Below are 25,308 nucleotides of genomic sequence, written 5' to 3'. Positions count from 1 at the left end.
GGAGTGGGGTCAGTCCTTTCGAGGGCCCACGACGAACCCGGCTCGCGTCACGGCGAAGCGGGTCCGGCCGGAAGCCGGTCGGTGCAGGGGGATCGAGGTCGGGACGTCGTCGATGCCGCCGGCCGCCCACGGGTGGCAGCGGAGCAGACGGCGGGCCGCGAGGACGGAGCCGAGGACGAGCCCGTGGAGCTGGACCGCCTGGAGCGCGTACGCGGAGCACGAGGGGTAGTAACGGCAGACGTCCCCGTAGAGAGGGGACACGACCGCCCGGTAGACGATCAGGAGCAGCACGCCGATGTTCCGCGGCAGCAGGAGGATCGCCCACCCGAGCCGGGCGAACGGCGCCTCGCGGCGGGGGAGCACGGCGGTCACGAGGACGCCCCGCTCTTCCGCGCGGCTCGCGCCATCGCGGACCACACCTCGGAGCGCAGCTCCGACCAGGGGGCGTCGGCGCTGCCGGGCAGCGCGCGGACGACGACCTGGGTGCCGGGGTCGATCTCGGGGACGAGCTCGAACGCCACGGCCTTGAGCCGGCGGCGGACGGTGTTGCGCGTCACCGCGGTGCCGACCGTCTTGGCGACGATGAACCCGAACCGCGCCGGATCGCCCGCGGAGGACCGGCGGACATACGTGACGGTGTGCGGTCCTGTGGACCGCACACCGCGACGGACGACTGTCCGGTACTCGCCTCCGTGGACGATGCGATTGGCTCTGGCCAGCACCGCTGGTCGGTACCGCTCGCTGCTAGGCGGAGAGCTCGGTGCGCCCCTTGGCGCGGCGCGCGCTGAGGATGCCGCGGCCGGCACGGGTGCGCATGCGCAGACGGAAGCCGTGCACCTTGGCGCGACGACGGTTGTTCGGCTGGAAGGTTCGCTTGCTCATAATCAGATCTCCACGTACGTGTTCCGCGGCGCGAACCGGCACCACCCGCTCGGGCGGAGACTCGGATCCTCCGGGAAGAAGGGGTGCCCGGCTGCGGAATCCGCTCGGCCTGCGAGGGCCGCACGGACGACACCGGGCAGGCGTCAACTGATTTAAACTACGGCCTGTTCCGTCACCGGTCAAATGTGGACGGCGCGAAACCTCGATCATGCACACGGGACACGGGGTTCCGCGCATTGACACGCGGGTATCGCTGTGGTGGATTTGTCTCCCGTCGGCTCCGTTCGTTACGGTGTTGAGCCGCAGTTATCCACAGGTGGGATCCGCGTCCTCCCGCGCCCGCACAGGCATCGCTCGAGGCCGGTGGACAACCCTGTGGAGAGAGCGGCACTCGAGACCCGGCTCCGCGCCCGGTCCGCGACGCCCCTGCAGCGGGCGGCGACGGGTCCGGCGGAGACGGCGATCCCGCAGCGACTTCACAGCGACAGCACCCAGGACCGGAGACAGATGGCAGACGACACGTCGATGGTCGACGCGTGGAACGTGATCCTCGGCGCACTGTCCCAGGACGAGCGGATCACCGCTCCCCTCTACGGGTTCGTCTCGCTCGTGGAGCCCAAGGGCATCATGGCGGGCACCTTCTACCTGGAGGTCCCGAACGAGTTCACCCGCGGGATGCTCGAGCAGCGCGTGCGCGTGCCCCTGCTCAGCGCGATCGGGACGCTCGACGACTCCTTCGGCGTCACGACGTTCGCCTTCGTGGTGAACCCCGACATCGAGCACGAGCCCCTCAGCTCCCCGTCGTCGCAGGAGTCGATGAACCCGTTCGAGCCGATCACCGCCTCCTCGGCGACGGTCGCGCCGACCCGCGGGGTCGAAGAGCTGCGGACCGTGCCGGCGACCGACACCCGGCTGAACCCGAAGTACAGCTTCGACAACTTCGTCATCGGAGGCTCCAACCGGTTCGCGCACGCCGCGGCCGTCGCGGTCGCCGAGGCTCCCGCCAAGGCCTACAACCCGCTCTTCGTCTACGGCGACTCCGGGCTCGGCAAGACGCACCTCCTCCACGCCATCGGCCACTACGCGATGAGCCTCTACCCGGGGATCCGCGTGCGGTACGTCTCGAGCGAGGAGTTCACGAACGACTTCATCAACTCGATCGCGAACAACCGGGGCAACGCCTTCCACGGCCGCTACCGCAACGTCGACATCCTCCTGATCGACGACATCCAGTTCCTGCAGGGGAAGGCGGAGACGCAGGAGGCGTTCTTCCACACCTTCAACCAGCTGCACGACCACAACAAGCAGGTCGTGATCACGTCCGATCTGCCGCCGAAGGCACTGACGGGCTTCGAGGACCGGATGCGCTCGCGCTTCGAGTGGGGCCTCATCACCGATGTGCAGGCTCCCGACCTCGAGACCCGCATCGCGATCCTCCGCAAGAAGGCGGTCAGCGAGAAGCTGCTCGTGCCCGACGACATCCTCGAGTTCATGGCGTCGAAGGTGTCGAGCAACATCCGCGAGCTCGAGGGGACGCTCATCCGCGTCACCGCGTTCGCGAGCCTGAACCGGACGCCGGTGGACATGTCGCTCGTGCAGACCGTGCTGAAGGATCTGATCACGCTCGACGAGGACAACGTCATCTCGCCGGTCGACATCATCAACCACACCGCGGACTACTTCAAGCTCACGGTCGACGACCTCTACGGCTCGTCGCGCTCGCAGGCCGTCGCCACCGCGCGCCAGATCGCCATGTACCTGTGCCGCGAGCTGACGAACCTCTCGCTGCCCAAGATCGGCCAGCTGTTCGGGAACCGCGACCACACCACGGTCATGTACGCGAACAAGAAGATCTCGGAGCTCATGAAGGAGCGCCGCAGCATCTACAACCAGGTCACCGAGCTGACCACCCGCATCAAGACGAACCGCTAACCGGCAGTCGTACGGTCCCCGGGACCGCCTGTCCCGGGTGGCGTGCCCCGGGGTCCATCGGCGTCCGTGCGCGGTGGTCGGGTAGTCGCTCCCCTCTCTTCGTGTGAGGGGAGGCGACGGGGATCGCGGCGCGAGCAGCAGGGCGTCGGTGTCGGCGCGCGTCGAGATCAGGCGAAGGCGCTGGCGGGGGTCTCGATACGGCTCGCTGGGGCTACTCGACCAGCACGGACCGGACATGCTCAGGGGGTTCGGGCGAGTGGCGGAGCGGCTGAGCGGCCGACGTGCGATCGGACGGTGTCGATCCGCCGTGCGACGGCCAGGAGAGCAGCGCAGGGGAGAGGGAGCGCGCATCGTCTTCCGCGCCGCTCGGACGGCGCGAGCCGCGTTCGACGGTCTCCGTCGTGACCCGGAGAAGTCGTCGACGGACTCCTCGACCCACCGCGCGGGCCTCGGACACGCCGCCTCGCGCGCCTCGGAGGGCCGATTTCCACAGTGTGAGGAACCTGTGGATAACTGTGGACAACCGCCTCGGGACTGTGCGCCGGGAGAGCCCGCCTGTGGAGGGCGACCGGTCGGCCCGGATCGCTCCACAGGGCGTCCACGGCCCCGCTCACACTCCCTCCACAGGGGCGGGTCCCTCCGATCCCACCCAGGAGTAGGGCCCCGAAGCGTTTTCCACAGTTTCCACACGTGTTAACACTGTTAACGCAGTTCTCTCTTTAATGAAGCCTCGACCGGCAACCTCTCCACAGCGGCTCGGGAGTGCTCGGCGGTCCACCCCCTTCCGAGCTCGTCGAGCCCGGCGGGTACGATGGGCGACGGTCTTCGTCCGCGACTCGTCAGGGGTGTACTCGTGAGGTTCCAAGCCAACCGCGATGTCTTCAGCGAGGCGGTGTCCTTCGCGGTCAAGCTGCTTCCGCAGCGCACGACCCTGCCGATCCTCTCCGGAGTCCTCATCGAGGCGACCGCCGAGGGTCTGACGCTGTCCTCCTTCGACTACGAGGTGTCCGCGCAGACGCAGATCGCGGCCGACGTGGAGGAGACGGGGACCGTGCTCGTCTCGGGCCGTCTGCTCGCCGACATCGCGAACCGCCTCCCCAACGCTCCCGTGCGCATCGCCACGGAGGAGTCGCGCGTCTCGGTCTCGGCCGGCTCGGCGCACTTCACGCTCCTGCAGATGCCCGTGGAGGAGTACCCGAGCATCCCCGAGATCGACGCCTCCACCGGCCTCGTCCCGGCCGACGCCTTCGCAGCCGCCGTCTCGCAGGTGGCGGTCGCCGCCTCCCGCGACGACGTGACCCCCGTCATCACCGGCGTGCAGCTCGAGATCACCGAGAACACGATCGGCCTCGTCGCGACGGACCGCTACCGCGTCGCCGTCCGCGAGATCGACTGGGACAACGGGGACAACCCCGCGCCCACCCAGCCGCTCACCGCCCTCGTGCCCGCGCGCACGCTGCAGGAGGTCGGCAAGACCTTCGGCCACTCCGGCACCGTCTCCGTCGCGATCACCAACCGCGACGAGCGCGAGCTGATCGCCTTCACCGCGGACCGCAAGACCGTCACGTCGCTGCTGATCAAGGGCAACTTCCCGCCCGTGAAGCGCCTCTTCCCCGCCTCCGTCGAGAACTACGCGGTCATGTCGACCAGCGACCTCATCGAGGCCACCCGCCGCGTCTCGCTCGTGCTCGAGCGCGAGGCGGCCCTCCGCTTCAGCTTCAGCAGCGACGGCCTCACCCTCGAGGCCATCGGCTCGGAGCAGGCGCAGGCGTCCGAGAGCATCGACGCGATCGTGACCGGCGACGACGTGGTCGTCTCGCTCAAGCCGCAGTTCCTGCTCGACGGCCTCGCCGCCGTCCACTCGGAGTTCGTGCGCATCGCGTTCACGAAGACCGAGAACCCCAACAAGCCCGGCCCCGTCCTGATCACCGCGCAGACCTCGCGGGAGCAGCCCGGCAGCGACAGCTACCGCTACCTGCTCCAGCCCAACCTGCTGCTGCGCTGACCACTCCCCGGATCGCAGAGCCGCGACCGCCCCGCTCCCGACGAGCGCCCGCCCGCCGGACAACGAATCCAGGAAGGTTCACCATGCACATCGGACTCGTCGGCCTCGGCAAGATGGGCGACAACATGCGCTCCCGCCTCCGCTCCAAGGGGCTCGAGGTCACCGGCTACGACCGCAATCCCGACGTCTCGGACGCGGCCTCTCTCGACGAGATGATCGCCGCACTCCCCTCGCCCCGCATCGTCTGGGTGATGGTGCCGGCCGGCGAGATCACCGACGCGGTCGTCAAGGACCTGTCGGAGAAGCTCAGCGAGGGCGACCTCGTCATCGACGGCGGCAACTCCCGCTTCACCGAGGACTTCAAGCACGACGCGCTGCTGAAGCCCAAGGGCATCCACTACATCGACGCGGGCGTCTCCGGCGGAGTCTGGGGACTCCAGAACGGCTACGGCCTGATGGTCGGCGGCCCGAAGGAGCTCGTCGAGTACGCCATGCCCGTCTTCGACGCGCTGCGCCCGGAGGGCCCCCGCGAGGAGGGCTTCGTCCACGTGGGCGAGGTCGGCGCCGGCCACTACGCGAAGATGGTCCACAACGGCATCGAGTACGCCCTGATGCAGGCGTTCGCCGAGGGCTACGAGCTGCTCGAGACCCGCAGCGACATCATCAAGGACGTCACCGGCACCTTCAAGGCGTGGCAGCGCGGCACGGTCGTGCGCTCCTGGCTGCTCGAGCTCCTCGTCCGCGCCCTCGAGCAGGACCCGGACTTCAAGAACATCGAGGGCTACGTGCAGGACTCGGGCGAGGGCCGCTGGACCATCGAGGAGGCCATCAACAACGCCGTCCCGGTGCCCACGATCAGCGCCTCGATCTTCGCCCGCTTCGTCTCCCGCCAGGAGGACTCCCCCGCGATGAAGGCCGTCGCAGCGCTCCGCAACCAGTTCGGCGGGCACTCCGTCAAGGCCGTCGACTGAGTCGGCTGGTGAGGACTGCCTCCGGCAGTCCTCACGGCGGTCGGCTTCCCGAGGGGGGCGCGTTCCGTAGAGCCGGTGACGGACGGCGGACTGCGGCCCGCCGCCCCCGTGAGGCAGGGATGCTCTCACGGAGGCGGCGGGCCTCCGGCCGCCTCCACCTCGCTACGGACGTCGGGCGGCGGGCCTTCGGCCGCCTTCACGGGCGGGGACGGGGCGCCGCCGATCATGGTGAGCGAGTAGTGGCCCCGGACGGGCGTATCGGGATCCGCGTCCCGGACGGTTCCGCCGCCGTGCCGGTCGAGTAGCCCGCAGGGGTGTGTCGAGACCGGGGGCGCAGGCCTGGCCGGCAGGGGGAGAGCGGACCGCAGGCGCCGGGGCGGGTGGACCGGCCGAGCGAGACGGGCGAGGAGCCCGCAGGGGTGCAGTGAAGGCCCGCGACGACGGGTGGAGGAGAGGAGCGCGACGTGCAGGTGACGCAGCTGGCGCTCAGCGACTTCCGGAACTACGAGTCGGTCGATGTCGAGCTCGTGCCCGGACCGAACCTCTTCGTCGGCCGCAACGGCCAGGGCAAGACGAACCTCGTCGAATCTCTCGGCTACCTCTCCACCCTGGGCTCGCACCGCGTGTCGAGCGACCAGGCGCTCATCCGCGCCGGCCGGGACAGCGCCGTGGTGCGCGCCCGCCTCCGCAACGGCGAGCGCGACCTGCTGGCCGAGGTGCAGATCAACCGCTCCTCCCCCAACCGCGCGCAGATCAACCGCGGCGGGATCAAGCCGCGCGAGCTCCCCCGCTTCTTCTCCAGCGTCCTCTTCGCGCCGGAGGACCTCCTCCTCATCCGCGGCGACCCGTCGGCCCGCCGCCGCTTCCTCGACCAGCTGGTGATCCTCCGCTCCCCGCGGATGAGCGCCGTCCAGGCCGACTACGAGCGGGTGCTGCGCCAGCGCAACTCGCTGCTCAAGTCCGCACGGGCGAGCGGCGTCCGGGACCCCTCGAAGCTCGGGACCCTCGACATCTGGGACGAGCGCCTGATCGCGCTCGGGACCGAGATCATGCAGTCGCGCCTCACCCTGGTGGAGGAGCTGAGCGGACCGGTGCGCGCCGCGTACGAGGCGGTCGCCGGTGCCGATCAGCGTCCGGTGCTCCGCTCCCGCCTGAGCATCGAGGGCGCGGTCGACGACGACGGCGAGCCCGTGGAGCAGCCGGGCGCCGCGTCACCGGCGGCGGGCGAGGGACTGGCGGAGGCGTTCGCGTCCGCGCTGGCCGGGGTGCGCCGCCGCGAGCTCGACCGGGGCGTCTCCCTCGTCGGCCCGCACCGCGACGACGTGCAGTTCGAGCTGAACGCGCTGCCGGCCAAGGGCTACGCCAGCCACGGCGAGAGCTGGTCGTTCGCGCTGGCGCTGAAGCTGGGCGCCGCGGAGCTGCTCCGGCGCGACTCCCCCATGGGCGATCCGGTGCTGATGCTCGACGACGTCTTCGCCGAGCTGGACGCGCGTCGACGCGAGCGCCTCGCCTCGGTGGTCGCCGACTATGAACAGGTCCTGATCACCGCGGCCGTCTTCGACGACGTCCCGGAGGCGCTGGCCGCGCACACCGTGCGGATCGAGGCCGGCCGGATCGTCGGCACGGGCGCCGCCGCCGCGCCGATCGCCGTGCCGGAGCCGATCGCTCCCGACTCCGCCTCGTCCGATCCGGTGTCCTCCGACTCCCCTCCTCCCGGTCCCGAGTCCTCCCACTCCTCTTCTCCCGGTCCGGTCTCGTCCGACTCCCCTTCTCCTGGTGCCGTCTCCTCCGCCGCGGCCTCCTCCTCGGAGCCCGCGTCCCCAGCGCCGGCGTCCACGGATCCCGCGTCCCCGGAGCCGCCCGCCCCCTCCCCGTCCGAGCCGTCCGATGGCTGACTCCCCCCGCCGCGGAGCCCCCGCCCCCGACTCCGAGGCCGCCCGCGTCTACCGGCACCTCAAGGAGGTGTTCGGCGCCGACGGCCCGCGCCGCATCCGGAAGACCGTCGAGCGCGCCGAGCCCAAGGGCGACGCGATCCCGTTCGGCAAGGGCCGCGACCCGCACGACCTCGGCGACGTCCTCGACTCCCTCACCGTGAAGCTCGGCTGGACGGCACCGCTGGCGCAGGGCGACCTGATGTCGTCGTGGACGGCGATCGCCGGCGAGGAGACCGCGAAGCACTCGACTCCGGTGGGCGTCGTCGACGGCGTGCTGACGGTCGCGTGCGAGTCCACGGCGTGGTCGACGCAGCTCCGGTTGATGCGGATCGAGATCATGAACCACATCGCGGTGAACTTCCCCGACGCCGGCATCGCGTCGATCCGTTTCCAGGGCCCGGACGTCCCGAACTGGAAAAAGGGTCCCAGGTCGATTCCAGGGCGTGGTCCGCGCGACACCTACGGCTGAGGACGCATTTTCGGTCGACCGCCGATCTTTCGCGCCTCAGATCGCCGTCCAGCGCTTCGGATCGACCCGGCACGCGGTAGAATGGAGGGCCGCCGAACCGCAGTGACGCCGCCGCGCGGGCGATCTCCAGATCACCGTGCGCGTCGCGACGGACCGTCAGAGGAGAACTCCACAGCTATGACTCACGAGCCGAACGACTCCACGTCACCCGCAGCGAACGACCTGGACGCGAACGGCTCAGCAGCCCCCTCCGCTCCGCACGAGAGCATGTCGACCAAGTCGTCCGGCGACTACGGCGCGAACCAGATCCAGGTCCTCGAGGGCCTCGAGGCGGTCCGCAAGCGCCCCGGCATGTACATCGGATCCACGGGTCCGCGCGGTCTGCACCACCTGGTCTACGAGATCGTCGACAACGCCGTCGACGAGGCGCTCGCGGGCTACTGCGACAACATCGAGATCCTGATGCGCGCCGACGGAGGCGTCACCGTCTCCGACAACGGCCGCGGCATCCCGGTCGACATGCACCCGACCGAGGGCATCTCCACGGTCGAGCTGGTCCTCACCGTGCTGCACGCCGGCGGCAAGTTCGGCGGCGGCGGCTACGCGGTCTCCGGCGGCCTGCACGGCGTCGGCTCCTCCGTGGTCAACGCGCTGTCGACGCGCCTCGACGTCGAGGTCAAGCGCCAGGGCGCCGTGTACCGGATGAGCTTCACCGACGGCGTGCCGGACGCCCCGCTCGAGAAGGGCGAGGCCAGCGACGAGACCGGCACGACGATCACCTTCTGGCCCAACGCCGGCATCTTCGAGACGGTCGAGTTCGACTACGAGACCCTGCGCGCGCGCTTCCAGCAGATGGCGTTCCTCAACAAGGGCCTGCGCATCGCGCTGACCGACCAGAACGAGATCGAGTTCGAGGGGGAGGGCGAGAACGAGACCGAGGGCGACCGGACCGACGTCTTCCACTACGAGAAGGGCCTCGTCGACTACGTCGAGTACATCAACTCGCTGAAGAAGTCGGACCTCGTGCACTCCGAGATCATCGACTTCGAGTCCGAGGACACCGAGCGCCGCATCTCGCTCGAGGTCGCGATGCAGTGGACCACGGCCTACACCGAGAGCGTCCACACCTACGCGAACACCATCAACACCCACGAGGGCGGCACCCACGAGGAGGGCTTCCGCGCCGCGCTGACCACTCTGGTCAACCGCTACGCGCGCGCGAACAACCTGCTCAAGGAGAAGGACGAGAACCTCTCGGGTGACGACATCCGCGAGGGCCTCACCGCCGTCGTGTCGATCAAGCTCGGCGAGCCGCAGTTCGAGGGCCAGACCAAGACGAAGCTCGGCAACACCGAGGCGAAGGCGTTCGTGCAGCGCGTGGCCGGCGAGCAGCTGGCCGACTGGTTCGACCGCAACCCGAGCCAGGCGAAGGACATCATCCGCAAGGCGATCCAGGCGGCCTCGGCCCGCATGGCGGCGCGCAAGGCGCGCGAGACCGCCCGCCGCAAGGGCCTGCTCGAGGGCGGCGGCATGCCGGGCAAGCTCAAGGACTGCCAGTCCAAGGACCCGTCGATCTCCGAGATCTTCATCGTCGAGGGCGACTCGGCGGGCGGATCCGCGGTGCAGGGCCGCAACCCCGAGACGCAGGCGATCCTCCCCCTCCGCGGCAAGATCCTCAACGTCGAGAAGGCGCGGCTCGATCGCGCTCTCGGCAACAACGAGGTCCAGGCGATGATCACGGCGTTCGGCGCCGGCATCGGCGAGGACTTCAACCCCGACAAGGCGCGGTACCACAAGATCATCCTAATGGCCGACGCCGACGTCGACGGCCAGCACATCACGACGCTGCTGCTGACGCTCCTCTTCCGCTACATGCGCCCGCTGATCGACCTCGGCTACGTCTACCTCGCGCAGCCGCCGCTGTACCGCCTCAAGTGGTCGAACTCCCCGCACGAGTACGTCTACAGCGACCGCGAGCGCGACGCCCTGATCGCGCACGGCTCGGCGACCAACAAGCGCATGCCCAAGGAGAACGGCATCCAGCGCTACAAGGGCCTCGGCGAGATGGACTACAAGGAGCTGTGGGAGACCACGATGGACCCCGCCACGCGGACCCTCCTCCAGGTCACGCTCGACGACGCGGCCGCGGCCGACGAGATCTTCTCCACCCTCATGGGAGAGGACGTCGAGTCCCGCCGCTCCTTCATCCAGAAGAATGCGAAGGACGTGCGCTTCCTCGACATCTAGTGGTCGAGGAAGCGGACGTCTTCGAAAGGCGGCGGCCGGGCGGTCCAGTGGACCGCCCTCGCGACCACCTCGAACACGTGACGGCGGCCCTCGATGGGCCGCATCCTCGACCAGAACGCGACAGAGGCCCCCACCGGCCCGCACACCGACGACACACCTGACACCCAGCGCGACCGCCGCCCCCGCTCCTCCGGGGCACGGACCCACCTGAGAGACCAGAGACCATGGCAGAAGAACCCACCACCCCCACCGGCCCGGACGAGAGCGACGACATCGTCACCGAGACCGGTGTGGTGATCCACGGTCACGACAAGATCGAGCCGGTCGACCTGCAGCTCGAGATGCAGCGCTCCTACCTCGACTACGCGATGAGCGTCATCGTCGGGCGAGCCCTGCCGGAGGTGCGCGACGGCCTGAAGCCCGTGCACCGCCGCGTGATCTACGCCATGTACGACGGCGGCTACCGTCCCGACAAGGCGTTCTCGAAGTGCTCACGCGTCGTCGGCGACGTGATGGGCCAGTTCCACCCGCACGGCGACTCCGCGATCTACGACGCGCTGGTCCGCCTGGTGCAGCCGTGGAGCCTCCGCTACCCGCTCGCGCTCGGGCAGGGCAACTTCGGCTCCCCCGGCAACGACGGCGCGGCCGCCCCCCGGTACACCGAGACCAAGATGGCGCCGCTCGCGCTCGAGATGGTCCGCGACATCGACAAGAACACCGTCGACTTCCAGGACAACTACGACGGCCGCACGCGAGAGCCGGCGATCCTGCCGGCCCGGTTCCCGAACCTGCTCGTCAACGGCTCCGTCGGCATCGCGGTCGGCATGGCGACCAACATCCCGCCGCACAACCTGCGCGAGGTCGCCGCCGGCGCCAAGTGGGCGCTCGAGAACCCCGACGCGACGCGCGAGGAGCTCCTCGAGGCGCTGCTGCAGCGGATCAAGGGACCCGACTTCCCCACCGGTGCGCAGATCCTCGGCGTCCGCGGTATCCAGGACGCGTACCGCACCGGCCGCGGCTCGATCACGATGCGCGCCGTCGTCTCCATCGAGGAGATCCAGGGCCGCACCTGCCTCGTCGTCACCGAGCTGCCGTACCAGGTGAACCCGGACAACCTGGCGATCAAGATCGCCGAGCTGGTCAAGGACGGGCGCGTCTCGGGCATCGCCGACATCCGCGACGAGACCTCCGGTCGCACCGGCCAGCGCCTCGTCGTCGTCCTCAAGCGCGACGCCGTGGCGAAGGTGGTGCTGAACAACCTCTACAAGCACACGCCGCTGCAGGAGAACTTCGGCGCGAACATGCTCGCGATCGTCGACGGCATCCCGCGCACGCTCTCGCTCGACGGCTTCATCCGCGCGTGGGTCGACCACCAGGTCGAGGTCATCGTGCGCCGCACCCAGTACCTCCTCGACGAGGCGGAGGCGCGGATCCACATCCTGCGCGGCTACCTCAAGGCGCTCGACGCGCTCGACGAGGTCATCGCCCTCATCCGCCGCTCCCCCACCGTGGAGGAGGCGCGCGACGGCCTGATGGAGCTGCTCGACATCGACGAGGTGCAGTCCCGCGCCATCCTCGACATGCAGCTGCGCCGCCTCGCGGCCCTCGAGCGCCAGAAGATCATCGACGAGCACGACCGGATCCAGGCCGAGATCGAGGACTACAAGTCGATCCTCGCGAGCCCGGAGCGCCAGCGCACGATCATCTCGGACGAGCTCGACGAGATCGTCGACCGCTTCGGCGACGACCGCCGCACCGAGATCCTCTTCGGGTTCGACGGCGACATGAGCGTCGAGGACCTGATCCCCGAGGAGGAGATGGTCGTCACCGTCACCCGCGGCGGCTACCTCAAGCGTACCCGGAGCGACTCCTACCGGGCGCAGCACCGCGGCGGCCGCGGCGTGCGCGGCGCGCAGCTGAAGGCCGACGACATCGTCGAGCACTTCTTCGTCACCACCACGCACCACTGGCTCCTGTTCTTCACGAACACCGGCCGCGTGTACCGCGCCAAGACCTACGAGCTGCAGGAGGCCGGCCGCGACGCCAAGGGCCAGCACATCGCGAACCTGCTCGCGCTCGAGCCGGGGGAGCAGATCGCGCAGATCCTCGACATCCGCGACTACGAGGCGGCCCGCTACCTTGTGCTCGCCACGCGCGACGGCCTCGTGAAGAAGACGGCCCTCTCGGAGTACGACACGAACCGCTCCGGCGGCATCATCGCGATCAAGCTGCGCGACGGCGACGAGCTCGTCTCGGCGCTCCTGGTCGAGGAGGACAGCGACGTGCTGCTGGTCTCCCGCAAGGGCATGTCGATCCGCTTCACCGCGTCCGACGAGGCGCTTCGTCCGATGGGCCGCTCCACCTCCGGAGTCCGCGGCATGTCGTTCCGCGGGGAGGACCGCCTCCTCGACGCCAACGTCGTCAGCGACGAGGGCTTCGTCTTCGTGGTCACCGAGGGCGGCTACGCCAAGCGCACCGCGGTCGACCAGTACCGCCTCCAGGGACGCGGCGGGCTGGGCATCAAGGTGGCCAAGCTCGAGGAGAAGCGCGGCGACCTCGTGGGCGCCATCATCACCGGAGAGGACGACGAGGTGCTCGTCGTGCTCGCCAGCGGCAAGGTGGTACGCTCTGCGGTGGCCGAGGTACCGGCCAAGGGTCGCGACACCATGGGAGTCGTCTTCGCACGATTCGCTGAGGACGACCGCATCATCGCACTCGCCAAGAACACCGAACGCAATCTCGACGCCCAGGACGAGGATCCCGACGCCGCGGCGCCGGCCGAGTCCGCCCCGGTGTCGGAGGAGGATGGGTCCGTAGATGAGTAGCACCGTCGCCGAGAAGCTCGCCAGGAAGTCCGCGAAGAGCCCGGCGGCGAAGCAGGTCCGCCTGAAGCTCGTCTACGTCGACTTCTGGTCGGCCGTGAAGCTCTCGTTCCTGCTGGGCCTGACGCTCGCGATCATCACGATCGTCGTCGTCTACCTGGTCTACACGGTCCTGGCCCAGACGGGAGTGTTCGACGAGGTCAACGGCCTCGTGCAGGACATCGCCGGCGCGGAGGCGTTCGACCTCAACACGATCATCTCGCTGCCGCAGGTCATGGGCTTCGCGATCGTCGTCGCGGTGCTGAACACCATCGTCACCACCGCGCTCGGCGCGATCGTGGCGCTGCTGTACAACCTCAGCGTCAAGATCACCGGCGGCCTCCTGGTGGGCTTCACCAACCAGTAGGGCGCACGGTCCGGCCGATTGGGATTCCTGCTCGATGTCGGGTAGAGTCTCCTCTGGCCATTCCGGGGGTATAGCTCAGGCGGTTAGAGCGCTTCACTGATAATGAAGAGGTCCCAGGTTCAAGTCCTGGTACCCCCACCCGGTCCGAACGGCCCGTCACCTCGCGGTGGCGGGCCGTTCGACTCTCGGAGACGGATCGCCCCGTCTCCGGCCCGGGGCCTTAGCTCAGTTGGTAGAGCGCCTGCTTTGCAAGCAGGATGTCAGGAGTTCGAATCTCCTAGGCTCCACACTTCCTCCCCGCTCGCGGGTGCTCCCAGTCGCCAGATGCGCCCATGCAGTTGTGCCGATGCAGCTCGGACGGCTCTCGAGGGTGCACGAAGCAGGCATATCCTCACAGCAAGGCGCCGCGGGCCGTCCACTCGGAGCGACCACCGCATCTCCGTGCTGGGACGATAGTGTGACCGTCGTGGGGGACGCGACGGAGAAGAAGGCTCAGAGGCGCGGTCTGCGGTTCTGGGAGATCGTGGTCTACGTCATCGGCGCGGCTCTGGTCGTGCTCGGCGGTTGGGTGTGGGTTCTTCGCGCGAGCGTCGAGGGGGACTTGTCGCTTCGCTTGTCGCAACTATGGGACTCCATCGGGCTCATTTCGCTCGGTCTCGCCATGGTTGCCATCGGACTCACTCTCTCCATCCTTCGCGTGCAGAATCGCGAAGCCGCGCGAGCCGACCGCGAGACGAAGACCCGCCAGGACCAGCACGAAGAAGTGCTGAGGCGGGTCGAGGCCATCGCCGAGAGAACGCACGTCGCCGTCAGCGAGACGGGGGTGGACGTCAAGGACATGAAGCAACTCCTCGGGTCGCAGATCGAGTCAGCTCAAGCCGCGAGCCGGTCGGAGCCGGAGCCGGATCCGGGAACGTCATCGACGACGGAGTCCGAGACTGACGCGCTCTTCGACGACCTGTCGCTCGAAGGTGTCCGCGATGGCGACATCTCGAACCTCCCGCTCGATACCCACGCTCTCGCGGACAACCGACTGCTCGAAGAGGTGAGAATGCGCGAGGGTGTCTTCTATCCTGTCGGTGCTGTTCCCATCGGCGTGCTCGCCGACATCTTCGACGCTTGGGAAGCCGCCTATCCCGAGTCGAAGGCTCAGTGGAAGGTGGGCGCGCTCGTCGGCGCGTACCGCTCCTACTCAGCGAAGGCTCTGGCCAAGGGGCGCCGGTCGTTGCAGGGCGCGCCCTGGTACGTCACCTTCCGTCCGTCGCACGACACTCTCGTCACGTACTACCTGTCGAGATCCGGTCGTCTCCGGCGCGGCCAGACCGAGCGAACACCAGTCGTGAAGCGTCTGATGGGCGAAGGTGAGGATGCGCGCTGGGTGCCTCTCAGTGATGCACCCGACTTCACATGACGCGCTCACAACCGACGACGTAGACATCAACACGACGATCGGGCGATGGAGCCCCGGCTCACCCTCGGCTCGCACGCGAGTCCGCCGTGCTGACGATTGAGCGGTGTCGTCGCGCACCTTCGGGGCGAGCAGACACCGTCACGGGTGCGAGTACGTCGCGGCGCAGCTAGCCACTACGTCGAATCTCCTGCGCTCGACGGCTCCACCGCGAGTCCTCTGCCGTCGCCTGACCGCCGTTGGTCGCGGAGGGTCCGCGTCGGGGTCCACGGGCCGGCGGCCTCTCCTGTCGCCGACCGTGCGGTCGTGCGATCGAGGCCGCCGCTCGGACGGCCGCCCGCTCAGCGGTCCACGCAGGCGAGGCCGAGGAACTGCTGGACCGAGAGGGTCTCGGACGTGCCGTCGCGGATGTCGCCGACGATGATCTCGCCGACGGAGAGCGTGTCGAACTGCTCGGCCGTGAAGACGACCGGGCGGGCGAGCACGGAGCGGTCGGTCGCGTAGGCGCCCAGCGAGAGGTCGACGCCGAGCGGGAACCGCTCGATCACCGTGTCGGCCGGCCAGACCGTGGATCCGGAGAGGTCGGTCGCGCCCAGTTGCGTGACCGGTGACGGGGAGACCCAGCGGGTGACCCTCCGCAGCCCGTCGCCGATGGTCAGGGGGGCGGAGTCGGAGGCGGCGAGGTCGAGGCCGTCGACGGATCCCGAGCACACGACGACGACGCCGAGGACCTCGCCGCGCTCGCCGCCCCGTCCGAGCCCGACCGCGGCCGTGGTCACCGGCTCCTCGGAGGCGCATCCCGAGAGCGCGAGGGCGCCGAGCAGAACGACGGTGCTCGCGAGCGCAGCGCGACGGTGCATGGGTCCTCCCGCGGCCACCCTACGCGGGCAGGGCGAGGGCCAGAGCGGCGAGAGCCTGCGGAAGGGAGGGAGCGCCCTCCGCCCGGAAGACCACCTCTCCGGCCGTATCGCGCACGACGACGGTGGGGGTCGAGCGGACACCGGCGGCCTCAGCCTCGACGGGGTGGAAGGCCACGTCGCGCTCGCGGATCTCGGCGGCGGGGACGAGCTCCGCGGCACGCTCCAGCACCGAGCGCGCGGCATGGCAAGCGCCGCAGAAGGCGGAGGTGTAGAGCTCGACGATCACGACGAAGGGAACGCCGGGGCGCGGCCGGGGATTCCCGGGCACCGTCAGCGGAGGAGCCAGGCCTCGTTCATGGTCAGGGCCGCGTCGACGAGCTCGACGCGCTCCAGCTCCTCGACGTCGCTCAGGGGGAACCAGGCGGCGGCGTCCGTGGAGCCGTCCACCTCGTGCGTGAGCTCGCCGCCCACGATGCGGGCGCGGTAGACGACGCGGATGGCGTGCAGGGGACCGGCCTCGGGATCGCTGCGCCGGTGCGCGGGGATCACGTGCGAGTCCACGCCGATGAGGGCCTCGAGCTCGGCGCGGTAGCCCGTCTCCTCGAAGATCTCGCGGACCGCGGCGTCGGCGGGCGACTCGCCCTCGTCGATCCCGCCGCCCGGAAGCGTCCAGGCCGACCACGGTCCCTGGCTCCAGTGCGCGAGCAGCATCCGCTCGCCGTCGATGATCACGCCGTACGCGGCGACCCGGATGTCCACCGCAGAAGCCTAACCCGGGCATGCGAAGGAGCCGGACCCCCTGAGGGGCCCGGCTCCAGCGACGAGAACGTCAGGAAGCGGTCGAGGCCGCGTTCTGCGCGGCGCTCTGCGGCTCGTCCTCGGCGACCCACAGCTCGTCGTCGGCGCGGAACGTCTGCCAGACGGCGTAGCCGATGCCGCCGACGGCGACCAGCGCGGCGCCGATCGCGAAGACCGTCCCGACCTTGCTCTTCTTCTTCGGGGGAGTGGTGAGCTCCTCCCAGCGCGCCTTCGAGATCTCGGCGAGCTTCGCGCGGTTCTTCGAGTCCTTGGCGGCCTCGAAGGCGGCGGCGGCCGTGCCGCCCACAGCGGCGAAGGTCGGGACGACCTTGTGCTTGTAGGCGTTGCGGGCCGAGGAGTACGTGCCCTCGACGGCCGAGACGCCGTTGTCGTAGACCGGCTTGACGCGCGAGTCGTACGTGTCCTTGACGAAGGGGACGAGCTCCTTCTTGGCGTACTTCGACGCGTGGCGGCGGCTCTTCTCGAGCACGGAGGCCGCGTGCGCCAGCACCTCCTGCTGCTCGCCCCAGACCGCCTCGGCGTTCTTGCGAAGACGCTTGAGGTCCTTCTTGTGCTTACGTGACAGACCCATGTTGGTCCTCCATCGGCTACGAGCAGCGAACGCCTCAATACTGCCACTCATCGATCGGCGTCCGCATCGCGCACCCAGCGCATTGACACCGGGCGTTGCAGGGGCCTACAGACGCGCTGTGCGAGAATCCGAGCATGCCTTTGCACACCGCAGTCGCGACGTTCCACACCAACAAGGGCGACATCGTCGTCAACCTCTACGGGAACCACGCTCCCAAGACGGTCCGCAACTTCGTCGGTCTCGCGACCGGCGACATCGAGTGGACCCACCCCGCCACGGGTGCGAAGACGAAGGAGCCGCTCTACAACGGCACCGTCTTCCACCGCATCATCCCCGACTTCATGCTCCAGGGCGGCGACCCGCTCGGCCAGGGCATCGGCGGCCCGGGCTACCAGTTCGACGACGAGATCAACTCGGAGCTCGACTTCACCCAGCCCTACATCCTCGCTATGGCGAACGCCGGCAAGCAGGCGGGCCGCGGCACCAACGGCTCGCAGTTCTTCATCACCGTGGCGCCGACCACCTGGCTCCAGGGCAAGCACACCATCTTCGGCGCCGTCGCCGACGAGGAGTCGAAGAAGCTCGTGCAGTCGCTCTCGGCGGTCCCCACCGACGGCCGTGACAAGCCGCTCGAGGACGTCGTGATCGAGAGCGTCGAGATCACCGAGGTCTGATCGCCTCATCCACCACTCATTCGAGGGCCGGGTCCGTCAGGGCCCGGCCCTCGTTCTCCCCGGAGGCACGTCCGTGACCCAGGTCCCGCCGAGCAGCACCTACTCCTGCTACCGACACCCCGACCGGCAGAGCTTCGTGCGCTGCCAGCGGTGCGGCCGCACCATCTGCGGCGAGTGCCAGACGCCCGCTCCGGTCGGCGTGATCTGCCCGGACGACATGGCGCAGCAGCGCGCCACCGCGCCGCGCACCCGCGGTCCCCTCCTCTCCCGAGTGCGGGCCATGACCCGAGCCGACCAGCCGACGGTGACCTACGCGATCATCGCGCTCTGCATCGTGCTGTGGATCGTCGAGATCCTCCCCTTCGTCGGCGGGCCGGCGGTCAACGCGCTCCTGTACGCCCCCGCCTACACGCTCCCCGGCTTCGGTGCCGGCTTCGAGCCGTGGCGGATGCTCACCTCGGTGTTCCTCCACAGCACGTCGCTCTTCATCGTCATCCCGTTCCACCTGGTGCTGAACATGTACACGCTGTGGGTGTTCGGCATGGTGCTCGAGCGCATGCTGGGCCGCGGGCGCTACCTCACCCTCTTCCTCCTGAGCGGGTTCGCCGGGTCGGTGGGCGTCCTGCTCCTCGCGAACCCGCTCACCCCGGTGATCGGCGCCTCCGGTGCGATCTTCGGGCTGATGGGCGCGTACCTGGTGATCCTCCGGCATCTCGGCGGTCAGGCGTCGCAGCTGCTGGTGCTGGTCGGACTGAACCTCGTCATCGGCTTCCTGCCCGGGATGAACGTGGCGTGGCAGGCGCACGTCGGCGGTCTGGTGGCCGGCGCGCTCATCGGGCTGGTCTTCACGAAGACCCGGCAGCGCGCTCAGCGGCGCACGCAGAATCTCCTCGTCGGGCTCATCGGAGTCGGACTGGTGGCGATCACCGCGGGCGCCTACGTCCTCGGCTGATCCCGTCCCCTCCCGCAGCGGCGGGTCCGGCAGTGCCTCGCGCACTCCCGGGCCCGCCGCTTCGTCGTTCCCGCGGCGACCGTCTCCACCGCTGTCCACAGGTGCTCTCAACAGGTGGGGAGGAAGTTATCCACAGAGTTGTTAACACTGGGGAGAACGTTCCGGGTGTCCTCCTCGGGAGGACGATCCGGGGACGGCGGCGCGTCCGAGGACCGGCGGACTGGTGCGGATCCGGGCCCTCCTCGCCTCGAGCAGGCCAGCGCGGCGGGGACCGCGGAGTTCTCCACAGGAGATTCCACAGCTGGGGATAATTACAGCGGTGTAGTTCTCCGGCGGACGGCCACCAGGGCCGTCGCCTCACGGTCGTCGTCGCGGTGCAGCGAGGTGGCGAACCCGGCCGCCTGGAACGCGGAGGCACTCGCCGCGGCCTGATCCGCGCCGACCTCGATCACGACGACGCCGTGGGGTGCGAGCCACGCTCCCGCCTCCTGAGCGATGCGGCGGTGGAGGGCGAGCCCATCCGACCCGCCGTCGAGCGTGAGCATCGGCTCGTGCACCCGGGCCTCCGGCGGCATGAGCGCGATCGCCGCGGTGGGGACGTAGGGAGCGTTGACGACCACGACGTCGATCCGCCCGCGCTCACTCCGGGGGAGCGCGTCGAAGAGGTCGCCCTCGTGGACGTCGGCGCGGCCTGCGAGCGTGCGGCGCGCGCAGGCGACGGCGGCGGGAGAGAGGTCGGCCGCGAGCAGGCGGACGTCCGGCCGCTCCTCCGCGATCGACCGTGCGAGGGCGCCGGATCCGCAGCAGAGGTCGAGCACCACGGCGCCGTCCGGGAGGACCTCCAGGGCGCAGTCGACCAGCCACTCGGTGCGCACGCGGGGCACGAAGACGCCGGGTGCGACGGGGACGCGCAGGCCGCGGAAGGCGACCCAGCCGAGGATCTGCTCGAGGGGTTCGCCCGTCTCGCGGCGTCGGAGCAGCAGCTCGAGGTCGGACGAGGAGTCGGCGGCCTCCTCGAGCAGGCCCGCCTCCTCCTCGGCGAAGACGCAGCCGGCGGCGCGCAGTCGCTCCACCGACGACGAACGCCCCGTCGGCGGACCGGACGGGGCGTCGTTCACGACTGGGGGAGGCTCAGCGCCAGCGCGTCGTCATCAGGAAGCCGATGAACGCGATGCCGAAGCCGATCAGGATGTTGAGGTTGCCGAGATCGGGGATCGGCAGGGTGCCCTGGCTCACGTAGAAGACGATGATCCAGGCGAGTCCGAGCAGCATGAAGCCGAACATCACCGGCTTGAACCAGACCGGATTCGGTGCGTTCTCGCCGGTCCGGGCCTCGTCGCGCTCGGGCTTCGGGCTCTTCGTCGCTCGTGCCATGCCGACCACTGTACCGGGCGGAGGCTCCGGGCCGGGAGCGCCGGGGCTGCGCGGGTGCTGTGCGGACTCGCGGAGCGGCCGGTGCGGGCGCTCGAGTGGTCTCATCGGTCCTCCTCAGGCGGCGACTCGGGAGGGCTCTCCACAGGTCCGGATCATGCGCCACAGCCGGTCACGGCTCGCGCCTAGACTCGTCGCATGACCGCCCAGAACCCCGACGGGGCGGCTCTGCGGCCGCGAGCGAAGCGACGGAGGGCCCGCCCGGTCCGACGACTCTCGTTCTTCGGAGTCGTCGGCGAGCTCCTGATGACCGCCGGCGTCCTGGTCCTGCTCTTCCTGGCCTGGCAGCTCTGGTGGAACGACGCGGTGATCGCGGGCCGGCAGACGACGCAGGCCGCGGAGCTCCGCGAGACCTGGGGCGACTCCTCTCCGGCACCGCAGCCGACCGAGGCCGCCCCGGCGGAGCCGGTCGTCGCGTCGGTCGCCGCCCTCGACACCTCCTTCGGCAACCTCTACATCCCGCGCTACGGCGAGGGGTGGGTGCGCACGATCGCCGAGGGCATCGACGCCGAGAACGTGCTCGACGAGGGGAGCATCGGCCACTACCCCGGGACGCAGATGCCTGGCCAGGCCGGCAACTTCGCGCTCGCCGCGCACCGCAGCGCGTACGGCGGAGGCATGCACCTGATCGACGAGCTCCAGCTCGGCGACCCGATCTACATCGAGACGGCGGACGGCTGGTACACCTACCGCTTCCGCAATCTCGAGTACGTCCAGCCCTCCGACGTCCAGGTGATCGACCCGGTTCCGTGGACTCCGGACGCGGCTCCGACCGATCGCCTGATCACGCTGACGAGCTGCAACCCGCTCTACTCGACGGCCGAGCGGATCATCGCGTACGGCGTCTTCGACTCGTTCCAGCCGCGGTCCGCGGGCGCCCCCGCCGAGATCGCCGCCTCGCTGGCTCAGGAGGGCTGACCGTGTACGCAGCGCTGTGGCGGCTCCTGCCCGGGCCGTGGTGGGTCCGGCTCCTGATCGTCCTCGTCCTCGTCGCGGCGGTCCTGGTCGCGCTCGACGAGTGGGTGTTCCCCTGGGTGCAGTCGCTCGTGCTCGACCGGAACGTGACCGTCGGCTCGTGACCGGCGGCGCGGCCCCGCGGATCCTGGTCGTCGACCACCACGACAGCTTCGTCTTCACGCTCGTCTCGTATCTCCGCGAGCTCGGTGCCGAGGTCGACGTGGTCGAGTTCGACGACCTCGGGACGACGGCGCTCCTGGCTCTCGCGGAGGAGGCGGACGGAGTCCTGGTCTCACCCGGACCGGGCCGCCCCGAGGACGTCCCCGCGTCGACGGCGCTCGTGCAGCGGGCGGAGGCGACCGGGCGGCCGCTGCTCGGAGTCTGCCTCGGCCACCAGGTGCTCGCCCACGCTCTCGGCGCCCGCGTCACGGAGGCGCCGGAGCTGCTGCACGGCCGGACGTCCGCGGTCCTCCACGACGGAGATCCGCTCTTCGACGGCCTGCCCTCCGGCTTCGCCGCGATGCGGTACCACTCGCTCGCGGTCGACCGCGAGAGCCTTCCCGAGGAGCTGCGGGTGACGGCGCGGACACCGGAGGGAGTGATCATGGCCGTCCGGCACCGGAGTGCTCCGCTCGTGGGCGTGCAGTTCCATCCGGAGTCGGTCCTCACCGAGGGCGGGCGACGCCTTCTCGAGAACTGGCTGCGCGAGGTGAGGCCGGGCGGAGCCTCCGTATCGGCCGACGACACGCCCGGACTCTCGATCCCGGCTCGATGAGGCGGAATTCGCCGGGCTTATCGGGCTGCTTATCGAATCGAGAGCGCTGAGAATGATCAGTGTCGGTCGTCCCCCGAACGGGGATGAAGGCCTGAGCGCGTTCTCACGCAGAAAACCGCCATGTGACGGCTAACTGGTCGTGCGCCGAGGAGTCCGCCCAGACAGGGTATGAGCGTGACCTTGTCCACCCCCTTGCGCACCCCCCGATCAGGTGGCGGGATTTGACGGGCTCCCGGCGGAGGATGCGGCCCCTTTTCCCTGCATAATCAGAGGGCGCCGACAGGGGGTCGGCGCCGCAGAAGAGAAGTCCGGGGGGACCTCATGGTCGCATCGATCTCCTGGGCTTTCTCGGGAATCCGAGAACTCGAGAATCTCGGTCCGCGCATCGTCGTCAAACCCGGCACCGTCCCGAGCATCACCGGTTCGGGATTCGGCACCGCCGATCTGAGCGTCGTGCTGATGACGGTCTCGCCGTTGCGCGTCCTCCGCGGGACGTGGCCGGCCGACGACACCTCCTTCCTCACCTTCAGCTTCCTCATCGACGGCTTCGTGCGCATGGTCGCACCGGACCGCACGGTGCTGCTGCGTCCGGGCTCGATCTCGTACCAGCAGGGGACGACGACGTTCACGACCGAGTCGACGACTCCGGCCACGATCCTCCATCTCTCACTGCGCGCCGACGAGATGCGCCGCTACGGCTTCGACACGTCCGCCCCGGTCTACGCGCTCGACCCCGACGCCCGGTCCACCCGCGCCGCGTACGCCTTCACGACCGCCTTCGCCCTCGCTGCGGAGTCCGGGACGGGGCTGCCCGGCGAGGGCGAGGTCACCGGCTTCGCCCACGTGGTCAAGCAGCTCCTCACCAGCGCGTTCCTCGCTGCGGCGAGCTCGCAGCCCGGCACCACGAGCGTCCGGGCCGCCACGCTCGGACGCGCGCGCACGGTCATCGACCGGACGCACCGCACGCCGCGCTGCACCCCGGAGGCGGTGGCCGACGCGGTCAACGTGTCCACGCGCTCCCTCCAGCGGCTCTTCGAGGACGCGGGCACCACGGTCGCGAGCGAGATCGAGCGCTCCCGGGTCGCCAGCGCCGTGGAGCTCCTGCGCCGCCGCCCGCGGGAGGTCCCGCTCGAGGCGATCGCCGCCGCGTCCGGATTCTCCTCGGCGGACCACCTCCGCCGTGCGCTCAAGCGCCGCGAGGGGCTCACCCCGAGCGACATCCGCGGCAGGATCGCACGCCCCGCCGACGGATCGGCAGCCGGCGAGGTCGTGCGGCTCCAGCCCCCGCTCGCCGACGCACGCCGGGCGTAGCCGTTCACCTCGGCGCCGTCGGCTCCGTGGAGCATCGACCCCGACGAGCGACGTCCCGACGAGCCCTTCTCGGCGCGCAGAGCAGCGGCCCGGCCTCCACCGGGCGCCGTCGGTCGACGCCGCAGCCGCAGCGGGCTGCAGGCCGGGTCAGCCCGCGCAGTATCCGAGCTGGACGGTCGATCCCTGCGGGACGTCGCCCGGAGCCAGGGACTGGGTCGTGATGGGCGGGTTCGCCCGGGTCGCGTCGCAGGTCTCGTCCGGGACCTCGACCCCCACGAGTTGCAGCTTCTCGGAGGCGAGGGTGGCCAGTGCGCTGCTGAGGGACGTCCCGACGAGGTCGGGGAGCGTGACCTGGCCTGAGGAGACGGTGAGGTCGACCGGCGTGCCCGGGGCGACCTGCTGTCCCGCTCCGGGGGAGGCGGAGAGCACGACGTCGCCCGGGACGGTCGGCGAGTTCTCGCGGGTCTGGGAGCCCTCGACGAAGCCGACGGCGGTGAGCGCGTCGATGGCCTCGGCGAGGCTCTGCCCGACGGTGTCCGGCACGGCGACGGGCTGCGGGCCCTGGGACACGACGATGCGGATGACCGTCTCGGGTGCGACGATCGTGCCCGAGCCCGGATCCGTGCGGATCACCTCGCCCTCGGGGACGGTCGAGCTGTACTCCGCGACCTGGCTCGGCACGAGATCGAGCTCGGTCAGGGTCGACTGCGCGCTGTCGTAGGTGGTCTCGGTGAGGGTGGGGACCTCGCGCGACTGCGACGGCAGCGTCGACGCGGGCTGGAGCGTCAGCACCCAGATCACGAGTGCGGCGACGATCACGGCCAGCACGACGATCGAGGACCAGATCCAGAGGACCGGCGGGCGGCGCTGGGTGCGGACGATCGAGTTGTCCTCGGCCAGCTGGCGGAGGGCGAGCTCGGAGTCGTTGACTCCGCCCTGGCTGCGGGCCGCGAAGAGCGAGGTGGTCAGCTCGTCGATCGGGCGGTGGTCGGGGAGGCGTCCGGCGGCGGCGTCGCGCAGGTCGTCACGGAACTCCGCAGCTCCCTGGAAGCGCTCGTAGCGGTCCTTCGAGAGTGCTCGGGCGACGACCGCGTCGAGTGCTGGGGTGACGGCCGGGTTGATGGAGCTCGGCGCCGGCGGCGTCTCGCTGACGTGCTGGTAGGCGACGGCCACCGGGGTGTCGCCGCGGAAGGGCGCACGGCCGGTGAGGAGCTCGAAGAGCACGATGCCGGCGGAGTAGAGGTCGCTGCGGGCGTCGACCTGCTCGCCCTTCGCCTGCTCGGGGGAGAAGTAGGCCGCGGTGCCGAGGATCGCCGTGGTCTGAGCGACCGTGGCGGCGGAGTCGGAGACGGCGCGGGCGATCCCGAAGTCCATCACCTTCACCTGGCCCGACGGGGTCAGCATGATGTTGCCGGGCTTGATGTCGCGGTGGACGACACCTGCGCGGTGCGAGTACTCGAGGGCGGTGAGGATGCCCTCCGTGATGCGGACGGCCTCGTCCACGTCGAGGGGGCCCTCGGCGATCAGGTCCTTGAGGAGGCGGCCCTCGATGTGCTCCATGACGATGAAGGGCCGGCGCGATTCGGCGCCGTTGTCGTCGAGCGAGACCTCCTCGCCCGCGTCGAAGACCCGGACGATCGTGGGGTGCGACATGCGCGACGCGGACTGCGCCTCCTGCCGGAACCGCAGGCGGAAGGCGGAGTCGGAGGAGAGGGAGAGCTTCAGCTCCTTGATGGCGACGGTGCGGCCGAGCCGGGTGTCGGTGCCGAGGTACACCTCGGACATCCCGCCGCGGCCGAGCCGGGGCCCGACCTGGTACCGTCCCGCGATCAGGCGACCCTCATCCGTCACGCGCACGCTCCCGCCCTGTACTTCCGTGTGG

At 69.9% G+C, this 25,308-nt stretch carries 24 protein-coding genes, 2 tRNA genes and 1 pseudogene; 17 read left to right on the top strand and 10 right to left on the bottom strand.

Annotation, left to right across the window (positions count from 1 at the left end; genetic code table 11):
* Nucleotides 1–9: 9 nt before the first annotated feature.
* From yidD to rpmH, 3 genes are read right to left on the bottom strand one after another with little or no spacing between them, the layout of a single operon-like run.
* The gene (gene yidD / locus GTU71_RS12530; RefSeq protein WP_244230695.1) at nt 10–363 is read right to left on the bottom strand and encodes a membrane protein insertion efficiency factor YidD; all 354 of its coding nucleotides are present in this window, start codon (nt 361–363) and stop codon (nt 10–12) included.
* Between the two features lie 5 nt (nt 364–368).
* Nucleotides 369–722 (bottom strand): ribonuclease P protein component, encoded by a 354-nt coding sequence (gene rnpA / locus GTU71_RS12525; RefSeq protein WP_104222680.1) that lies wholly within the window; start codon nt 720–722, stop codon nt 369–371.
* Nucleotides 723–744: 22 nt separating this feature from the next.
* Nucleotides 745–882: a 50S ribosomal protein L34 gene (gene rpmH / locus GTU71_RS12520; RefSeq protein WP_055784512.1), complete on the bottom strand. Its 138-nt coding sequence runs from the start codon at nt 880–882 to the stop codon at nt 745–747.
* A 507-nt stretch (nt 883–1,389) separates the two neighbouring features.
* Here rpmH and dnaA point away from each other — a divergent pair.
* The 11 genes and pseudogenes from dnaA (at nt 1,390) to GTU71_RS12465 (ending at nt 15,079) form a co-directional block, all read left to right on the top strand.
* Nucleotides 1,390–2,814 (top strand): chromosomal replication initiator protein DnaA, encoded by a 1,425-nt coding sequence (gene dnaA / locus GTU71_RS12515; protein WP_104225789.1) that lies wholly within the window; start codon nt 1,390–1,392, stop codon nt 2,812–2,814.
* Nucleotides 2,815–3,667: 853 nt separating this feature from the next.
* On the top strand, nt 3,668–4,819 hold the full coding sequence (gene dnaN, locus GTU71_RS12510) for a DNA polymerase III subunit beta (RefSeq protein WP_104232992.1): 1,152 nt from the start codon (nt 3,668–3,670) through the stop codon (nt 4,817–4,819).
* Between the two features lie 83 nt (nt 4,820–4,902).
* Nucleotides 4,903–5,790, top strand: a complete 888-nt coding sequence (gene gnd / locus GTU71_RS12505) for a phosphogluconate dehydrogenase (NAD(+)-dependent, decarboxylating) (protein ID WP_104222677.1) — start codon at nt 4,903–4,905, stop codon at nt 5,788–5,790.
* A gap of 464 nt (nt 5,791–6,254) precedes the next feature.
* A pseudogene (gene recF, locus GTU71_RS12500) lies at nt 6,255–7,409 on the top strand (DNA replication/repair protein RecF); the annotation flags it as partial.
* 268 nt (nt 7,410–7,677) lie between these two features.
* Nucleotides 7,678–8,193, top strand: a complete 516-nt coding sequence (locus tag GTU71_RS12495) for a DciA family protein (protein ID WP_104237766.1) — start codon at nt 7,678–7,680, stop codon at nt 8,191–8,193.
* Between the two features lie 267 nt (nt 8,194–8,460).
* Complete coding sequence (gene gyrB, locus GTU71_RS12490; RefSeq protein ID WP_104355305.1) at nt 8,461–10,440, top strand: DNA topoisomerase (ATP-hydrolyzing) subunit B; 1,980 nt, start codon at nt 8,461–8,463, stop codon at nt 10,438–10,440.
* A 224-nt stretch (nt 10,441–10,664) separates the two neighbouring features.
* The gene (gyrA, locus tag GTU71_RS12485) at nt 10,665–13,265 is read left to right on the top strand and encodes a DNA gyrase subunit A (RefSeq protein WP_104222674.1); all 2,601 of its coding nucleotides are present in this window, start codon (nt 10,665–10,667) and stop codon (nt 13,263–13,265) included.
* On the top strand, nt 13,258–13,668 hold the full coding sequence (locus GTU71_RS12480; RefSeq protein WP_104222673.1) for a DUF3566 domain-containing protein: 411 nt from the start codon (nt 13,258–13,260) through the stop codon (nt 13,666–13,668). Before gyrA ends, GTU71_RS12480 begins: the two co-directional genes overlap by 8 nt.
* A gap of 64 nt (nt 13,669–13,732) precedes the next feature.
* Nucleotides 13,733–13,806: transfer RNA gene (locus GTU71_RS12475), tRNA-Ile, on the top strand.
* Between the two features lie 76 nt (nt 13,807–13,882).
* Nucleotides 13,883–13,955: transfer RNA gene (locus tag GTU71_RS12470), tRNA-Ala, on the top strand.
* Nucleotides 13,956–14,134: 179 nt separating this feature from the next.
* On the top strand, nt 14,135–15,079 hold the full coding sequence (locus GTU71_RS12465; RefSeq protein ID WP_159940300.1) for a hypothetical protein: 945 nt from the start codon (nt 14,135–14,137) through the stop codon (nt 15,077–15,079).
* A gap of 338 nt (nt 15,080–15,417) precedes the next feature.
* Here GTU71_RS12465 and GTU71_RS12460 read toward each other — a convergent pair whose 3' ends face one another.
* The 4 genes from GTU71_RS12460 to GTU71_RS12445 form a co-directional block, all read right to left on the bottom strand.
* Nucleotides 15,418–15,936 (bottom strand): hypothetical protein, encoded by a 519-nt coding sequence (locus GTU71_RS12460; RefSeq protein WP_104257944.1) that lies wholly within the window; start codon nt 15,934–15,936, stop codon nt 15,418–15,420.
* Nucleotides 15,937–15,955: 19 nt separating this feature from the next.
* A complete protein-coding gene (locus GTU71_RS12455) occupies nt 15,956–16,222 on the bottom strand; it encodes a thioredoxin family protein (RefSeq protein WP_104266625.1) in 267 nt (88 codons plus the stop codon).
* Between the two features lie 44 nt (nt 16,223–16,266).
* On the bottom strand, nt 16,267–16,695 hold the full coding sequence (locus GTU71_RS12450; protein WP_104222671.1) for an NUDIX hydrolase: 429 nt from the start codon (nt 16,693–16,695) through the stop codon (nt 16,267–16,269).
* A 70-nt stretch (nt 16,696–16,765) separates the two neighbouring features.
* The gene (locus GTU71_RS12445; protein ID WP_104232995.1) at nt 16,766–17,326 is read right to left on the bottom strand and encodes a hypothetical protein; all 561 of its coding nucleotides are present in this window, start codon (nt 17,324–17,326) and stop codon (nt 16,766–16,768) included.
* 134 nt (nt 17,327–17,460) lie between these two features.
* Here GTU71_RS12445 and GTU71_RS12440 point away from each other — a divergent pair, with 134 nt between their 5' ends.
* Together GTU71_RS12440 and GTU71_RS12435 are read left to right on the top strand one after the other, a co-directional pair.
* A complete protein-coding gene (locus GTU71_RS12440; RefSeq protein ID WP_104222669.1) occupies nt 17,461–18,000 on the top strand; it encodes a peptidylprolyl isomerase in 540 nt (179 codons plus the stop codon).
* 73 nt (nt 18,001–18,073) lie between these two features.
* Nucleotides 18,074–18,952 (top strand): rhomboid family intramembrane serine protease, encoded by an 879-nt coding sequence (locus tag GTU71_RS12435; protein WP_104222668.1) that lies wholly within the window; start codon nt 18,074–18,076, stop codon nt 18,950–18,952.
* Nucleotides 18,953–19,263: 311 nt separating this feature from the next.
* Here the strand turns inward: GTU71_RS12435 and GTU71_RS12430 are convergent, their stop codons facing one another.
* Nucleotides 19,264–20,025 carry a putative protein N(5)-glutamine methyltransferase gene (locus GTU71_RS12430; RefSeq protein WP_104291951.1) on the bottom strand — a complete coding sequence of 254 codons (762 nt, stop codon included), beginning with the start codon at nt 20,023–20,025 and terminating at the stop codon, nt 19,264–19,266.
* Nucleotides 20,026–20,083: 58 nt separating this feature from the next.
* A complete protein-coding gene (locus GTU71_RS12425) occupies nt 20,084–20,326 on the bottom strand; it encodes a cell division protein CrgA (protein WP_104222667.1) in 243 nt (80 codons plus the stop codon).
* A gap of 195 nt (nt 20,327–20,521) precedes the next feature.
* Between GTU71_RS12425 and GTU71_RS12420 the strand changes: the two genes are divergently transcribed.
* The 4 genes from GTU71_RS12420 (at nt 20,522) to GTU71_RS12410 (ending at nt 23,426) form a co-directional block, all read left to right on the top strand.
* Entirely contained in the window at nt 20,522–21,301 is a 780-nt protein-coding gene (locus GTU71_RS12420) for a class E sortase (protein ID WP_104232997.1), read from the top strand.
* A gap of 2 nt (nt 21,302–21,303) precedes the next feature.
* Entirely contained in the window at nt 21,304–21,462 is a 159-nt protein-coding gene (locus GTU71_RS16225; RefSeq protein WP_167299010.1) for a hypothetical protein, read from the top strand.
* The gene (locus tag GTU71_RS12415; protein ID WP_159940298.1) at nt 21,459–22,115 is read left to right on the top strand and encodes an aminodeoxychorismate/anthranilate synthase component II; all 657 of its coding nucleotides are present in this window, start codon (nt 21,459–21,461) and stop codon (nt 22,113–22,115) included. The genes GTU71_RS16225 and GTU71_RS12415 overlap by 4 nt, the downstream gene beginning before the upstream one ends.
* 321 nt (nt 22,116–22,436) lie before the next feature.
* Entirely contained in the window at nt 22,437–23,426 is a 990-nt protein-coding gene (locus GTU71_RS12410; protein WP_104222664.1) for a helix-turn-helix domain-containing protein, read from the top strand.
* A gap of 147 nt (nt 23,427–23,573) precedes the next feature.
* Here the strand turns inward: GTU71_RS12410 and pknB are convergent, their stop codons facing one another.
* The gene (pknB, locus tag GTU71_RS12405; RefSeq protein WP_104222663.1) at nt 23,574–25,277 is read right to left on the bottom strand and encodes a Stk1 family PASTA domain-containing Ser/Thr kinase; all 1,704 of its coding nucleotides are present in this window, start codon (nt 25,275–25,277) and stop codon (nt 23,574–23,576) included.
* Between the last annotated feature and the right edge of the window lie 31 nt (nt 25,278–25,308).

This window comes from Rathayibacter sp. VKM Ac-2762, from assembly GCF_009866585.1.
Lineage (GTDB): Bacteria > Actinomycetota > Actinomycetes > Actinomycetales > Microbacteriaceae > Rathayibacter.
The sequence above is the reverse complement of the archived record's forward strand: the minus strand, read 5'-3'. Positions and strand labels throughout refer to the sequence as shown.

Coding starts and splice junctions, on each gene's coding strand:
- rpmH (WP_055784512.1), bottom strand. CDS start 882: ATGAGCAAGCGAACCTTCCAGCCGAACAACCGTCGTCGCGCCAAGGTG.
- dnaA (WP_104225789.1), top strand. CDS start 1,390: ATGGCAGACGACACGTCGATGGTCGACGCGTGGAACGTGATCCTCGGC.
- gnd (WP_104222677.1), top strand. CDS start 4,903: ATGCACATCGGACTCGTCGGCCTCGGCAAGATGGGCGACAACATGCGC.
- GTU71_RS12495 (WP_104237766.1), top strand. CDS start 7,678: ATGGCTGACTCCCCCCGCCGCGGAGCCCCCGCCCCCGACTCCGAGGCC.
- gyrB (WP_104355305.1), top strand. CDS start 8,461: ATGTCGACCAAGTCGTCCGGCGACTACGGCGCGAACCAGATCCAGGTC.
- gyrA (WP_104222674.1), top strand. CDS start 10,665: ATGGCAGAAGAACCCACCACCCCCACCGGCCCGGACGAGAGCGACGAC.
- GTU71_RS12480 (WP_104222673.1), top strand. CDS start 13,258: ATGAGTAGCACCGTCGCCGAGAAGCTCGCCAGGAAGTCCGCGAAGAGC.
- GTU71_RS12460 (WP_104257944.1), bottom strand. CDS start 15,936: ATGCACCGTCGCGCTGCGCTCGCGAGCACCGTCGTTCTGCTCGGCGCC.
- GTU71_RS12445 (WP_104232995.1), bottom strand. CDS start 17,326: ATGGGTCTGTCACGTAAGCACAAGAAGGACCTCAAGCGTCTTCGCAAG.
- GTU71_RS12440 (WP_104222669.1), top strand. CDS start 17,461: ATGCCTTTGCACACCGCAGTCGCGACGTTCCACACCAACAAGGGCGAC.
- GTU71_RS12425 (WP_104222667.1), bottom strand. CDS start 20,326: ATGGCACGAGCGACGAAGAGCCCGAAGCCCGAGCGCGACGAGGCCCGG.
- GTU71_RS12420 (WP_104232997.1), top strand. CDS start 20,522: ATGACCGCCCAGAACCCCGACGGGGCGGCTCTGCGGCCGCGAGCGAAG.
- GTU71_RS12410 (WP_104222664.1), top strand. CDS start 22,437: ATGGTCGCATCGATCTCCTGGGCTTTCTCGGGAATCCGAGAACTCGAG.